A 13,100-nucleotide genomic window follows, 5' to 3' on the forward strand; every position below is an offset into this window, starting at 1 on the left:
AGAGCGACAACAATCGTCACTCCAACAAAAACCAGCAGGTTCTTTTTCAAAACACTTCCTCCTACGCCATGGGGCTGTCTTCCCCTGAATCTCCAAACATAACGTCCATCTCTTGAGTTCCTACTAGTATTTCAAACGCATTCATCTCCAGAAATAGTCTTTCAAGCATATTCATTCTCTCATGAATCAACTGCTCCATATACTTTTCATAAAGAGCTTTTCTTGCTTGAATTCGCCCGTTCATGGGTTCAACCGCATTAGTGCTGCGTATACATTCACACCCCCTACACCGAATACTTCATCCGCTCCAGGTTCCCCATAATCAGTTGCCGTCTCAAATAATATATCTTTCACCGCAGATGGACTCAGTGTGTAACCCTGCTCTTTCGCTTCAGCGATCAGTAGCCCCGCTGAAGCAGCCACCTTAGGAGCAGACAGACTGGTCCCTATCATAAATTCATAACCGACTGGCAGACCCACCAGCTTGCTTAGTTCTGACTGCGGAAGATGGGTAGGATATGTCGTCAAGCACATACTCGTTAAGTTCAGCTCACCTTTGGTGAACCAGGTACTCCCATAATCCCCACCCGGAGATGCAATCATATCACGCAAACCATAATTCGAATAAAAAGATTTTTCATGCTGACGATTGTAGGCAGAGACAGTGATGACACCAGCTAAACCGCCAGGTGCATGAACGGCAGCCTCAAATGCATCCCATTTGAGCGCTTGGGCAAGACTGGATGGATCACCAATATTAAGCCCATCTGTACCAGAGGAAGCTACCACAGTCACCCCTTTTAATTGAGCATATGCCAACGCTCGTTCATAAGCGAGTAGCGCTGCTTGGTCATCAGGCTTCAATAAAGACTTGTAAGTCCCTAAACTGAGATTAATCACATCGACGCTATCGTTTACCGCCTCTACTATGGCCTCAACGACCCAAGAACTATCCGCCTTTCCCGTATCGAATACTTTATAAGGAACCAATCCAAGCCCAGGTCCCACACCAAGCAGCTTTCCATCCGCAGAGATCGTTCCAGCAATCATCGTCCCGTGTCCAAGGTTATCATCAGTGGACTCTATGCCAGGCACAAATGATTTCCCGGTTCCGATAAGGCTATCCTTTAAATCAGGATGAGAAGCATCGATTCCACTATCCACCACAGCGATAACCACATCCCGGCTTCCGCGTTGAATATCATAACTTTTCCAATCATCAGTTACTTCTTTGATGTCCCAGCCCCATTTCTCATATAATAGCTCCTCTGCCCTAACTGTTTCTTCGCTACGATTAGCATTTAATCCTTCGAAATCCATTGTTTTGAATATTGACTTATCTAATTTCGGGCTCTCTCCCATATCTTGAATATCTGCTAGATTTTGTTGCACAGCCTGTGGATTGAGCGCAGCAGCAATCACTTCTGAATCGTCCAATTTAAGTTCCAGTTTCGGATCACTGCCAGTGTACTCCACCACATCTGTGAATGCTTGTAGAACAGCTAACTCCGCTTCTCTCACGAGTGTGGGGGAGGACCCACTCAACCGTAATAGCCCTGTTTCTGGCACTATAGTAGCTTGGATATCTTTCCATCCCTCTAAAAGAGTAGCTGCTTGCTCTGGAAACATACCTTCCTTGAATAAGATAAGTCTACTGTATGAATCCCCTGTTACACTAAGCTCCATGGCCGCAGAGGCATCAGCTACTCCCGTCACTGCTACGCCTGATATTCCTACTAATCCTGCTGACAAGGCCATAGATAAGGACAAAACGCAAACCTTCAAATTATTAACTTTAGACTGCCAGTTCATGCTCTTTTTCCCCTTATTCATATAAAGTTGGTAATATAACCCTTTCTGACTGATTAGCTGCATATGGCTGCCACTTTCCACGATGCATCCTCTGTCCATTACAACGATTCTGTCGGCATCAATCACTGTACTCAAACGATGGGCAATAACGATCCGTGTACAGTTCATCTGCGACAAAGCTTCTTCAATTCTGGCTTGGGATAAATTATCGAGTGCACTGGTCGCTTCATCCAGCAGCAGAATATGAGGCTCAGTTACAATAGCTCTAGCCAGAAGTAACCGCTGTCTCTGTCCACCCGATAGGTTTGCACCACTTTCAGACACCATCGTCGAATAACCAAGCGGGAGCTTGAGAATTTCCTCATGGATATTCGCCTTGATGGCGGCCTGTACGACCTGTTCCAATGTTATTGAGTCGTTCAGCATACGTATGTTTTCTTCCACAGTTCGTTGGAACAGTCGTGTGTCCTGCAAAATCGAACCCACACGTTTTCGTAGCGACTGCAAATCCATGTTTTTTAACGAACGCCCGTCATAACGTACCTCGCCTTCGGTCGGCATATAGAAGCCAAGCAATAGTTTGGCCAGTGTTGTTTTGCCTGAACCGGAAGGACCAACGATCGCAATTTTCTGACCAGGTTCGATCTGAAAATCCAGTTGTTGCACTGCTTCGGCTGAAAAAGGGGTGTATCGGTAAGAGACATGATCCAATTCGATCCGGCCACTCAAACGTTCTACGACTTCGCCATTTTCTTCTTGCTCAGGCTTCGCTTCAATTACATCGTAGATGCGCTGCAAATAAGAACTGACCGTAAGCAACTGTGTATAAGCTGAGCCCAGTGAGACGATGGGGATCATGAAAGCCATCGCAAGTGCGTTAAATCCCAGTAGACTGCCAAGTGTCATCTGTCCACTCCACACAGCTTGGCTTCCGGCCCACAGCAGCAGCAACGGCAGAATGAACTGAATTCCCGTCGAAAAGGACTCGAGCAATGAGACCCAAACATTGCGCTTTTGTGTCACCGCCAATTGCCCCGTAAACAACCCGCGCCACGAATTGAAAATCCGATCTTCTGCACCTGCAAGCTTGATATCGGTGATCCCGTAGATACATTCAGCGAGAAAACTTTGTGTCCGACTTTGCTCGGTGATTTCGCGACTGGAGAACTTCCTGGTCACTAGTGTCGTCAAGACCAATACCATGAATATTCCAATTCCCACACCGATGACCAATAATGCGAGTGAACTCGATTCCACCAGCATCAGCACAGCATAAGATATCAGCAAAATGAAGTCGATTACGACCGTCACCATGCGATTCGACAGAATCTGCCGTATGTATACGTTCGCATTAGTTCGAAACATCAACTCGCCGCCTGTGCGGGATTCAAAAAAAGAATAAGGAAGTCGGAACAATCGTCCAATGAAAGTCTGCATCATACTCAAATCCATTACACTCTGAAGTCTGGCGACAGACCAACCTCTCAACATACAAAAAGCTTCGTAGAAGACAAACAGCGAAAGAAGAGCAAATCCGATCAAGGAAGTCTGATCTCGATCCATATCCATCAAAAGACTGTCTGTGATATAGGCAGTCAGCTTAGGTGCAATCAGACCAAAACTTTGCAGAATAAGAGACACACACAGAATTCCGATTAACCATTTCGGTTGTTTAAATGCAAGCTTGATGAAAAATCCCCAATTATTTCTCCCTTTTCGCTGCTCAAACCCATTATCTGGTGCTAAACAAAGTAAATGTCCACTATACTTTTCACGCATTTCTACCAAAGAGAGCGTCCTGCGTCCAAATGAAGGATCTACAATCGTGACCTTGTGTTTGCCTACTTTTTCGATTACGACAAAATGCTTATTTTCCCAATGGGCAATTGCCGGGAGTGGCAGTTTGCGTAGCTCGTCAACGTCAGCTCGATATGCTTTACTCTTCATGGAATAGCCGGAAGAAATCGTGATCAGTTGCAGAAGTGAACTCCCACCACGAACAACGCCGAAGCGTTCCCTGATCTCGTGTAACGAAACACGGCAACCGTAACTTGCCATAATCATTGCGACACAGGCAATTCCGCATTCTGAATCTTCCATCTGCTCAATAAAAGGGACCCTTAATCTAGGCATAAGTCAACCCCCGCTTGTGTTGTCGTACCTCATTATAGAGAGCATCTACAGGTGGGCAGACCCATCCAAGATGGCAAGCAAGGATGCCGATTTGTACCCGGGAGATAATCTCCCATTTGACTTTAATGGAGAAGATAATCTCACCTACACGTCTACGACTGATAAATAAGCGCTGTGCAATTTCTATGTCCTTCATACCCTGTGCAACCAAAATCGCAACTTCCTTTTCTTTCTCACTTAGATGCATAGCCATTTCACTCCTATCGTTTATTGAGGTGCTTGAGCTTCATCATAGAGGCTCCTGCGTGGTTTCGCACCGAAAACAACCTCTGCAGATTACGCCATTTTCTTGCGATATGAACTGCGGGTCGTCAGGCTCCTGTTGCGTTGTACAAAGCAAGTTAATTTCTGCCATTTTGCGTAGTACCGCGAAATGCTCATGCCCAGTAAGATTAAGCCATGAACAACAAACCAAGCACGAGAGGAGGTGATCGGATATGAATCGTGAACATGCACTTCGTTTTCTTGAAACCCAAAGTCCAGTGGGAGAGACTCTGGTAGAGCTGAGTCAGGAAGAATTGATGCGAGTACACGGCGGCGCCGATGTACAACCGGAAACTACGCCATTATGCGGATTCCTCGTAGGTGTGGGAATCGGAGTTATTCTCTCGGTGACAAGTTGTTAATGAGATCATGCCTTCCTTACTTTGTTACTAAAAAACAAAATAAAAAATATGGAGGAATTTAAAATGAAAAGAGAAGACGTCCTGAACGCCCTAGAAAGTGCGAATCCGGCAGGAGAAGCATTAGTTGAACTGAGTCATGCTGAACTGTCTCGTGTGTTTGGCGGCGGTGATGTACAACCAGAGACAACTCCTGTATGTGCGGTTGCTGCAACCGTTGCTGCGTCTTCAGCAACTTGCGCAGCTGTAGGTGGCGGGATCGCGGTAGGTGTTACAATCGTTCTAACAATCAAAAGCTGTTAAATCATCACGAAGATTCTCATAAGATTATAACGATTCATTTTGAGTTCTTGCGAAGTGTACAACCACTGGGTTGTACACTTTTTGGCGTTGCTCTGAATTCTTGATTATGAATCATAAATTGCTATTTTGCGAAGTGCAATTTCTGATTCATTCTTGTTATGATGAACCCATCATATGAATCGGGGGGAATTATGATGTCAACTCTAACGACTCAATCGCACGATTCCAAATATAGTGCTCTGAATGCTTCAGCTCTCTTTTTTGAAGAGCGGAAAGACTTTTTGGACACATTGGACCAGTCTGAGAATCAAGCAGAAGCGCGTAAAACAGCAATAGACCATTGGAGGAATGAAGCTCTACTACTAGATGATAACCAATATCAGGCTCGCCTGAATGCGTCGGGCTTAAGTGAAGAAGAGTTTGGTAATCTGCTTCTGCTTTCGTTGAATACCAAAGCACTGAGCACAAATAATCCGGTAGCAAAAGAGCAAGTGCGAATCGGACTTAAAGAATGGGAAGAGGCGTTGCTTCTGAATCGCTCCATCCCTCTGCAAAGTGGAGCTCCGACCAAGCTGATTTCAGCATTCCGTCCTTTCCTGCTTTGGGCAGCTCGACAATGGGATACCTTCGTGGACGAATGCACAGAAGTACGCTTGATTGCAGATGTGGATCGTTTAAGAGAGAAGCTTCTTCAAGATCTAGCGGAGTGTCTATTACAGTTTGGGGCGCGAACGTTCGTCCTGGAACTGCATGTAGCCAAGCAGATGGGTGAGCTATACGGGGCACCCCCGAAGAACGATTTCGCAGTTTCGTGGAAAGAAAGTTGTGGGATACAGCTCAGATCGAATTTTTGTACAATGAGTATCCTATGCTCGCCCGTATGTTGATGATCCGAACGATATTTATCGTCAACGCAACATTGGAAGCGATAGAGCGTTTTACCGCAGACCGCCCCAAATTGATCCTGACACTTGGGCTGCCACAAGATTGTGGTCGCTTGCAATCGTTTGTAGCCGGTATGGGCGATGCACACCAGAAGGGTCGTTCCGTCATTCGCATGCAATTGGAAGATGGTACCGAACTGGTCTATAAGCCAAAACCACTCGGAGCCTCGAAACACTTCAGTGATTTTCTTGGTTGGATGAACAGTCAAGGATTCCATCCCGAATTCAAACCGATGCGGGTGCTAGATCAGGAAAACTACGGGTGGGAAGAGTTTATCGTGCAGACGGGCTGTACGAATTCAGACGAGGTAGAACGCTATTACACTCGGCTTGGTGGCTTGCTCGCAATACTATACAGTATGCGCGGCACTGATTTCCACATGGAGAACGTGATTGCATCCGGCGAACACCCGACCCCAATCGACCTGGAAACGGTGTTTCACAATACACCTACACTTCATTTCCCGGATACAGCCGATGTGGAAGCCAAGAAAAAGATCGTCGATTCGGTCATCGGCACGGGGCTACTCCCACTACTACTGTATCAGAACGAGGAAGGATTCGGAGTCGAAATGAGCGGTATAGGTGGTGGTGAGCAAGTACTTCCATTCCCGGTACTTCAAGTCGAAAACGACGAAACTGACGAGATGCGTTTCGTACGCAAGGCCAAGTCTACCAAGGGATCAGAAAACATCCCTATGCTGAATAATATTCCAACACATGCAGCCAAGTATGTGGATCATATTGTGGAAGGTTTCCGACAAGCATGTTCAATTTTTCGTCGTAATCGGACGCTGCTACTTGACAAGAATAATGGTCCACTCGCACCTTTCGCAAACGACACCGTGAGAATTATTTTGAGAGCTACACAGTTCTATGCGAACTTTTTGATGGAATCGGGACATCCGAATTATACACGCGATGCTTTTAAACGCGAACTCCTAATGGACCGTCTCTGGTTTACAGTACTCGATCCACGTGCTATTGCTTCGGAACGACAGGATCTGCTATATGGCGACATTCCCTACTTCACTACGACCCCTTCTTCACTTGATCTGTTCGATAGCCGAGGCCAACGTATTCCTGAATTCTTTGCCTCTTCTAGCTATGATCTAGCTTTAAAGCGTCTACTTTCCTTAGACGACGAAGAAGATCGACAGGTGGACTGGATCATATCCTCCATTCTTGGCTCAGCTGACTGGCGTACAACAGAAAAGGAATACTGCAACAAGGATAAAATCTTGGTAAATCTTGAAGAAACGGACGCATCCGACGACCAGCTAGTAGAATCCATTGATCAGAATTATAATTTTCTGGAACAGGCTTCGGAAATAGGCGACTACCTGCTTCGAGAAGCAATCTTTAGCGTTGGAAGACATGACGCCACATGGGTTGGAGTCGGTATGAACTATAGGGGGCAATGGAACGTAGCAGCGATGAAAGGTGGTCTATATGACGGAGCTGCGGGGCCATCTCTTTTTCTAGCGCAGCTAGGACGTCTCACAGGCCAACATAAATACAGTGACCTCGCTCAACGTTCTATGCGAACATCCATTGCATCACTGCCCTATAACACTAGCTTCGGATCGGCGTTCTATGGACAAGCTTCCGTGCTTTACAGCATGCTTCAATTGTCCAATTTAGGTTTAAGTGAAAAAAACTGGAGCGAAAAACAGCGCTGATCCTGAATCATCTACGTATGGGTGTGCCATTCGACAACTGCTATGACGTGCTGGGTGGGGGTGCAGGTATCATACCGGTGCTATTAGATCTCTACCATGAGCAAGGAGTAGAAGAAGCACTGGACACGGCCATCCTCTATGGTGACCGACTGCTGGAATATGCGATACCTGTAGGAGACGGGCTCGGCTGGCCTTCTCCCTTGAAAAGTAAACAACCCTTGGGAGGCTTCGCACATGGCTCGGCTGGCATAGCTTGGTCGCTTAATCGACTCGCCAGAATTATTGGCGATCCACGTTATCTGGAAGCAGCCGAAGCTGCACTGAGGTATGACCGCTCGCTATACGATTCGGCGAAAAAAAACTGGACGGATCTGCGGAAATTGGAGGCTCCAGAAGCCCACTCGTCTAAGTTCTGGTGCCATGGTTCCACGGGAATCGGGCTGAGTCGTTTACTCCTGCTTCAAGATAGTGAGTCCTTTGGCGGCCGCACTGTGATGCTGGACGAAATCGAAACTGCCATCCACTCATCGCTGAATGGAGGCATCGGAGCAAGCCACTGTCTATGTCACGGTGATATGGGCATTCAGGAGTTTCTACTCCAATCCGGGCTGATCCTAGGACGTCAAGAAGACTTGAAAAAAGCCCGACTACTTGCTCAGCATGTGATCCGCGAGAAAAAATTGACTGGTCATTGGCAGACTGGCGTGCCCCGTGCAATAGCCACGCCGGGATTTTTCCTTGGCTATTCAGGGATAGGATACCAGCTTCTACGGACTGTCGATCCGACAGGCGTGCCTTCGGTCTTATCGCTTGCACGGCCTGCACTCTCTTAACATCACTATCAAATTAAATCCGCCTCAACTAACCGACACTTGTAACTTTTTGTTATAGTTGATAGGATAGCAAACGTTTGCACCGCACACAACTCTGTCGCGGTGCTTCGTTGTGTTACAGGAAGACTTATTGACTACACAGCCCGATTTACTCGGGGTCAGCAACCTTTACAAGCTGTTTGCCCAGGTTATCCCCGGAGAAAAGGCCCATAAAGGCTTCCGGCGTGCGCTCAAAACCATCCACGATGTTCTCTTCGTATTGAATATGGCCTTCCTTTACCCATTTCGCTAATTTGGCCCGGCCTTCCTTAAAGGATTTGGCATAGTCGCCTACCAAAAAGCCTTTCATCAGTGCTGTATTGGTTAACAGCACCGTCTGCGGGCGCATACCGATGTCCGGCTTCTCCAAATTATATGACGAAATCTGTCCACAAATTGGAATACGCGCATTCCGATTAATATGGCGCAATACCGCATCAGAGATTTCACCGCCAACGTTGTCGAAATACACGTCTACGCCAGCCGGGCAAGCCCGTTCAATGGCAGCAGACATATCTTCTTCACGCTTATAATTCAACACCACGTCGAATCCCAGTTTTTCTTTCAGATAAGCACATTTTTCGTCAGAACCCGCAATTCCGATGACTCGTGCACCTACAATCTTGGCGATCTGCCCCGCTATCATACCTACCGCTCCGGCTGCTCCCGATACCACCACCGTTTCGCCGTCCTTTGGCTTGCCGATATCTTCCATGCCAAAATAAGCGGTCAACCCGGTCATGCCAAGCGCACCCAGGTAAGCTGTAAGTGGAGCCTCTCCTGTATCAATCAGGGAAATGTCTCCCGTATTAACGGCTGCATACTGCTGCCAGCCCCACATTCCGGATACCAAATCCCCTTTGCGCAGATTGGGCTCCGAAGACTCCACCACCTGACCAATTGTTCCGCCCTTAATCACTTCATTCAATGCATAGGGGGAGCATAAGATTTCGTATCTTTCATGCGGCCCCGCATGTACGGGTCTACAGACAAATATAGCGTACGTACCAGGACTTGTCCTGCATCCGGTTCAGGAAGCGGTGCATCAATGAATTTAAAGTCCTCTCTGGATGGGGCACCTTCGGGACGAGACGCAAGTACGATCTGTTTATTTTCAGACACCAAAATGACCTCCTTCTTGCCAGTGGACCAGGGTTAACCCTCAGTCAGCTGATATCATTCACCACTGGCTCTATGTGAATCGCCTCTAAATAGTTTAAACCGAAACAGGCGGATCACAAACGTGGGCCGCCTGGAAATATGCAAATATCATCCCATTGAAGACACCGGGAGCCATTATTGGGCAGTCAGAATCACAGGACCATCTGCTGTAATCGCAATCGTATGCTCATATTGGGCAGACAGACTTCCATCCTGGGTACGCGCTGTCCAGCCATCCGAGTCCAGCTTGCTGCGGTACGTACCAATGTTCAGCATGGGCTCGATCGTAATTACCATACCTTCCTTGAGACGTGGACCACGGTGTGGTGGGCCGTAGTGAGGCACCTGCGGTTCCTCATGCATCTTCTCACCGATGCCGTGACCGATAAATTCACGGACGACAGATAGACCTTCACCTTCCGCATATGTCTGAATCGCATTGGAGATATCCCCGATCCGGTTGCCGACCACGGCCAGTTCAATCCCTTTGTAGAGGGAGGTTTTGGTGACATCCAGCAGGTGCTGTGCTTCCGGAGTCACTTGACCCACCGCGTACGACCACGCGGAATCGGCCAACCAGCCGTTCAGATTCACGACCATATCAATCGTAACGATGTCGCCATCCTTCAGTACATATTTTCCCGGGAACCCGTGACAGATCACATCATTAACTGACGCACATGTCGCATATTGGTACCCGTTGTATCCTTTTTGTTCCGGCGTAGCGCCATTTTTCTTCATAAAAGCTTCTGCAAACTGATCGATTTCCTGTGTTGTGATCCCTGGATGGATCATTCCTGCGATTTCTCTATGGCATGCGGCAAGGATTTCTCCGGCCTTCTTCATATATTCTATTTGTTCTTTAGTCTTCAACGTAATCATTACAGATTCTCCTTGTCCGTTAAAATCTTATCCTGTCTTCTATTGTAACGCGAAATGCTCCAAATAAAAAATTCCGTGTAATCCTCAACATCCTATTATACGCCAAGCTCCTGTCCAATGAATACTATTCCCCTTTAAAAAATTCGAAACCCGCTTCGACGGAGCCCCGTATATGCTTAAAACGGCTGAAGTCGAAAGGAGGGAAACCTCATGCTCAGGAAAATGTTAGGCAAACTTCTGGATTCCAAATCTTCTTCGCACCGTAAGCGATATAGCAGTTCCTCCGGCAAACGCAACTACAGACGATATTCATCTTCAGATGCAAAACACCGGGATAGCCGCCACGGCTCCGGTTATTATAAAAGCAGAAAACATAGCTCCAGCTAAGTGGGTATTCATTTTTTGAACCAGAAGTTCATACCAGCCTAGACTGGCGCTTAATCCGCATATGTATTGAAAGGGGTGATCTGCAACCGTCCTCACGGTTAGCAGATCACCCCTTATTTTTGGATTGATCATCGCAATTTCATCAGCACACGCTCAATATCCGCCTGTAATTCCGGCGCCCCGCCTTCGTATCCTGGACGGAGTCCAAGAAGTCGTTCCAGCATATCGTGAACTTCTGGCGTGAGCCTGAGTTCTTCCTGCCAACTGGCTGGTTTTCGACCTTTCTCCGGCTCATAAGATGAATACAGCATGAACAAAAGAAAATGACCGAGATCCTGCAAATCCTGGTCAGGTGCAGCCAGTTCATCCTCTGGCTCGGGCAATTCACGCATCCGGCGTTTCAGCTCAGGCAACAACGGCTCCCCCATGCGCCGCGCCAGGCCAAAATCAATCAAATGCACCTGCCCGTTACGTAAAATGACGTTCGGAATACGCACATCCCCATGAATAAATCCCTGCTCATGAACATGCACAATGGGAGCCAGCAGTTGTCTTGCCAGCTCCAGGCATTGCCGTTCCGTATATTTGAGACCTTGATCGAATATGCACTGTTCTAGTGTCTCCCCAAGGATATACTCGGTGACGATGTAACTGCGGGCCCGGTATGTGAACACATCCAGCAACTCAGGGATGGCTGGATGATCCATCCGATTCATCACATCCGCCTCCCTGTCCAGCAGGCGTGCAGCGAGTCTGCCCTTGCTGGGTTTGGATTCTTTTAAAGCCACATCCTTACCAGTATGTTCATCTGTACACAAATATGTCAGTCCATAGCTTCCCATGCCGAGCAACCCATTTATCGTATATCGCCCGGCGATCTCCGTACATTCCCGCCGGGGACGATCAGTCCATAGGCCGAGCAGTCTTTGCCAGCTTCGTCGCAGTTCCACAGATCCTCCCACGCCAGCCATCTGATTTCTCCCTGTTCTCCGGTTGTGCAGAGCAGATCAGCAGCCAGTCTTCTTCTTGTTGTTGTATGGGCTCATTATATCAAGCGATCTGCGCAAAATCACGACGAGGTTGGACCTTGTCCTTAAGCTTCTTTATGCTTTTTCGGCAGCAGCCCGAACAACATTCGGAGCGACGTTCCTTTGGGTTTGCGTTTTCTTCCCTGGAAGCTGCGCAGATTGGTGACCAGTTCACGGTCCCGCTCCTCTTCCAGCTTCTCATTCATCCACAGGCGCTGCTTCTCCATCTGCTCCTGGAGAGCAAGATGGGTGTCCGCCAGATGCTGCAGCGTTAACTCCAGTTCGTCTACCCGGTGCTGCAGCAGCTGGACCTGGTCATCCTGCTGTTCTACAGCGCCGAACGTCACTTCACTCACCAGCTGCCCCAAACCTTCATAGGATCTCAGAGTACCTGTTGGTTCAGGTTCCTCAGGAAATATTGCGGGCATCACTGTTGCCGCACACTCCGCCCCCAAAGCCTCCTCCATTGCCATCACAGGCACGTTTGGAGTCAGTACGGTCACCACAGCGTCTGCAAGTGGCAGGTTATGCTCCCTAAGTTCTGTCATCAGGCGTTCAATGCACTCAATATCGTCTGATTTGAACAACCTCGATTTGTTGGCGGAACGTTCGAATCGGTATCCCTGTTCCTCAAGTGCTGCCGCATATTTACGAAGAGTACTGGCACCAATGCCCAGGCTCTTGGCCGTTTCCGTCGTTGCTCCTGCTTCTTCAATCATTATTATTCCCTCCCGGAATGAAGTCTTTTTGAATACAAGGTAGTGGCTTCAGCGTTCCCTTCTGGAACTGTCATCGGATCGGGTCAACCTGTCTCATGGATCAAGTACGCATGTTTCATTTGCTTGTCCGTATGTATTCGTCGGCCTCCTTGCGGATCCCTTTGACGCTTTTCTTCTGTTTCTGCGGATTCATAAGAACTTTTGTCAGATGGCTCATTCGTAAAAATAACCCTTCATCCGACAAGGATCACGAATGTTGTCATGTCGAAATTCGTTGGTGCAAACGCCGTCATTTTTTATGAAATGGAAATATTCATGTCAATTTTGTTAACTCCGTCGCTCCAATACGCTCCCGCGACAGAGGAAATCATTGCTGCGCAGCTTTTCCATGTGTTATCTTATGTAACGTAGAAGCAATAGTTGCCATAAAATAAAGGACTATACTTAACATAAGTACCATGAAGAACGGATAAATCAAATGTAAACGGGGGCTG

12 protein-coding genes and 1 pseudogene are annotated in these 13,100 nt (G+C 47.6%); 6 read left to right on the forward strand and 7 right to left on the reverse strand.

Annotated features, from left to right (window positions below):
* Window positions 1-61: 61 nt before the first annotated feature.
* From ACTWJ7_RS33050 to ACTWJ7_RS33060, 3 genes are read right to left on the reverse strand one after another with little or no spacing between them, the layout of a single operon-like run.
* Window positions 62-244 (reverse strand): hypothetical protein, encoded by a 183-nt coding sequence (locus ACTWJ7_RS33050; RefSeq protein ID WP_301881909.1) that lies wholly within the window; start codon window positions 242-244, stop codon window positions 62-64.
* Window positions 241-3,945 carry a S8 family serine peptidase gene (locus ACTWJ7_RS33055; protein ID WP_443146274.1) on the reverse strand — a complete coding sequence of 1,235 codons (3,705 nt, stop codon included), beginning with the start codon at window positions 3,943-3,945 and terminating at the stop codon, window positions 241-243. The genes ACTWJ7_RS33050 and ACTWJ7_RS33055 overlap by 4 nt, the downstream gene beginning before the upstream one ends.
* Window positions 3,938-4,198: a helix-turn-helix domain-containing protein gene (locus ACTWJ7_RS33060; RefSeq protein ID WP_301881915.1), complete on the reverse strand. Its 261-nt coding sequence runs from the start codon at window positions 4,196-4,198 to the stop codon at window positions 3,938-3,940. The genes ACTWJ7_RS33055 and ACTWJ7_RS33060 overlap by 8 nt, the downstream gene beginning before the upstream one ends.
* Window positions 4,199-4,442: 244 nt before the next feature.
* Here ACTWJ7_RS33060 and ACTWJ7_RS33065 point away from each other — a divergent pair, with 244 nt between their 5' ends.
* From ACTWJ7_RS33065 to ACTWJ7_RS33085, 5 genes are all read left to right on the forward strand, one after another.
* Window positions 4,443-4,631, forward strand: coding sequence for a mersacidin family lantibiotic (locus tag ACTWJ7_RS33065; protein WP_094938127.1), 189 nt, complete (start codon window positions 4,443-4,445; stop codon window positions 4,629-4,631).
* A gap of 63 nt (window positions 4,632-4,694) precedes the next feature.
* Window positions 4,695-4,931 carry a mersacidin family lantibiotic gene (locus tag ACTWJ7_RS33070; RefSeq protein WP_094938128.1) on the forward strand — a complete coding sequence of 79 codons (237 nt, stop codon included), beginning with the start codon at window positions 4,695-4,697 and terminating at the stop codon, window positions 4,929-4,931.
* Between the two features lie 191 nt (window positions 4,932-5,122).
* Complete coding sequence (locus tag ACTWJ7_RS33075) at window positions 5,123-5,818, forward strand: hypothetical protein (protein WP_443146275.1); 696 nt, start codon at window positions 5,123-5,125, stop codon at window positions 5,816-5,818.
* On the forward strand, window positions 5,743-7,557 hold the full coding sequence (gene lanM, locus ACTWJ7_RS33080) for a type 2 lanthipeptide synthetase LanM (RefSeq protein WP_443146276.1): 1,815 nt from the start codon (window positions 5,743-5,745) through the stop codon (window positions 7,555-7,557). Before ACTWJ7_RS33075 ends, lanM begins: the two co-directional genes overlap by 76 nt.
* 17 nt (window positions 7,558-7,574) lie before the next feature.
* Window positions 7,575-8,390 (forward strand): lanthionine synthetase LanC family protein, encoded by an 816-nt coding sequence (locus ACTWJ7_RS33085; RefSeq protein WP_443146277.1) that lies wholly within the window; start codon window positions 7,575-7,577, stop codon window positions 8,388-8,390.
* A 148-nt stretch (window positions 8,391-8,538) separates the two neighbouring features.
* Here the strand turns inward: ACTWJ7_RS33085 and ACTWJ7_RS33090 are convergent.
* Window positions 8,539-9,554 (reverse strand): annotated as a pseudogene (locus ACTWJ7_RS33090) (NADP-dependent oxidoreductase).
* Window positions 9,555-9,725: 171 nt separating this feature from the next.
* Window positions 9,726-10,472, reverse strand: coding sequence for a type I methionyl aminopeptidase (gene map, locus ACTWJ7_RS33095; protein ID WP_301881924.1), 747 nt, complete (start codon window positions 10,470-10,472; stop codon window positions 9,726-9,728).
* Window positions 10,473-10,682: 210 nt separating this feature from the next.
* On the opposite strand from map, the gene ACTWJ7_RS33100 reads away from it, so the two are divergent.
* A complete protein-coding gene (locus tag ACTWJ7_RS33100; protein WP_301247370.1) occupies window positions 10,683-10,859 on the forward strand; it encodes a hypothetical protein in 177 nt (58 codons plus the stop codon).
* 128 nt (window positions 10,860-10,987) lie between these two features.
* Here the strand turns inward: ACTWJ7_RS33100 and ACTWJ7_RS33105 are convergent, their stop codons facing one another.
* Complete coding sequence (locus ACTWJ7_RS33105) at window positions 10,988-11,830, reverse strand: serine/threonine protein kinase (RefSeq protein ID WP_301881930.1); 843 nt, start codon at window positions 11,828-11,830, stop codon at window positions 10,988-10,990.
* Window positions 11,831-11,952: 122 nt separating this feature from the next.
* Window positions 11,953-12,606: a hypothetical protein gene (locus ACTWJ7_RS33110; RefSeq protein ID WP_301881932.1), complete on the reverse strand. Its 654-nt coding sequence runs from the start codon at window positions 12,604-12,606 to the stop codon at window positions 11,953-11,955.
* Between the last annotated feature and the right edge of the window lie 494 nt (window positions 12,607-13,100).

It is taken from the genome of Paenibacillus sp. 1A_MP2 (assembly GCF_052244825.1).
Classification (GTDB): Bacteria; Bacillota; Bacilli; order Paenibacillales; family Paenibacillaceae; genus Paenibacillus; species Paenibacillus vandeheii.

Coding starts and splice junctions, on each gene's coding strand:
- ACTWJ7_RS33075 (WP_443146275.1), top strand. CDS start 5,123: ATGATGTCAACTCTAACGACTCAATCGCACGATTCCAAATATAGTGCT.
- ACTWJ7_RS33100 (WP_301247370.1), top strand. CDS start 10,683: ATGCTCAGGAAAATGTTAGGCAAACTTCTGGATTCCAAATCTTCTTCG.
- ACTWJ7_RS33105 (WP_301881930.1), bottom strand. CDS start 11,830: ATGGCTGGCGTGGGAGGATCTGTGGAACTGCGACGAAGCTGGCAAAGA.
- map (WP_301881924.1), bottom strand. CDS start 10,472: ATGATTACGTTGAAGACTAAAGAACAAATAGAATATATGAAGAAGGCC.
- ACTWJ7_RS33070 (WP_094938128.1), top strand. CDS start 4,695: ATGAAAAGAGAAGACGTCCTGAACGCCCTAGAAAGTGCGAATCCGGCA.
- ACTWJ7_RS33050 (WP_301881909.1), bottom strand. CDS start 244: ATGAACGGGCGAATTCAAGCAAGAAAAGCTCTTTATGAAAAGTATATG.
- ACTWJ7_RS33060 (WP_301881915.1), bottom strand. CDS start 4,198: ATGGCTATGCATCTAAGTGAGAAAGAAAAGGAAGTTGCGATTTTGGTT.
- ACTWJ7_RS33085 (WP_443146277.1), top strand. CDS start 7,575: ATGGGTGTGCCATTCGACAACTGCTATGACGTGCTGGGTGGGGGTGCA.
- ACTWJ7_RS33055 (WP_443146274.1), bottom strand. CDS start 3,945: ATGCCTAGATTAAGGGTCCCTTTTATTGAGCAGATGGAAGATTCAGAA.
- ACTWJ7_RS33065 (WP_094938127.1), top strand. CDS start 4,443: ATGAATCGTGAACATGCACTTCGTTTTCTTGAAACCCAAAGTCCAGTG.
- ACTWJ7_RS33110 (WP_301881932.1), bottom strand. CDS start 12,606: ATGATTGAAGAAGCAGGAGCAACGACGGAAACGGCCAAGAGCCTGGGC.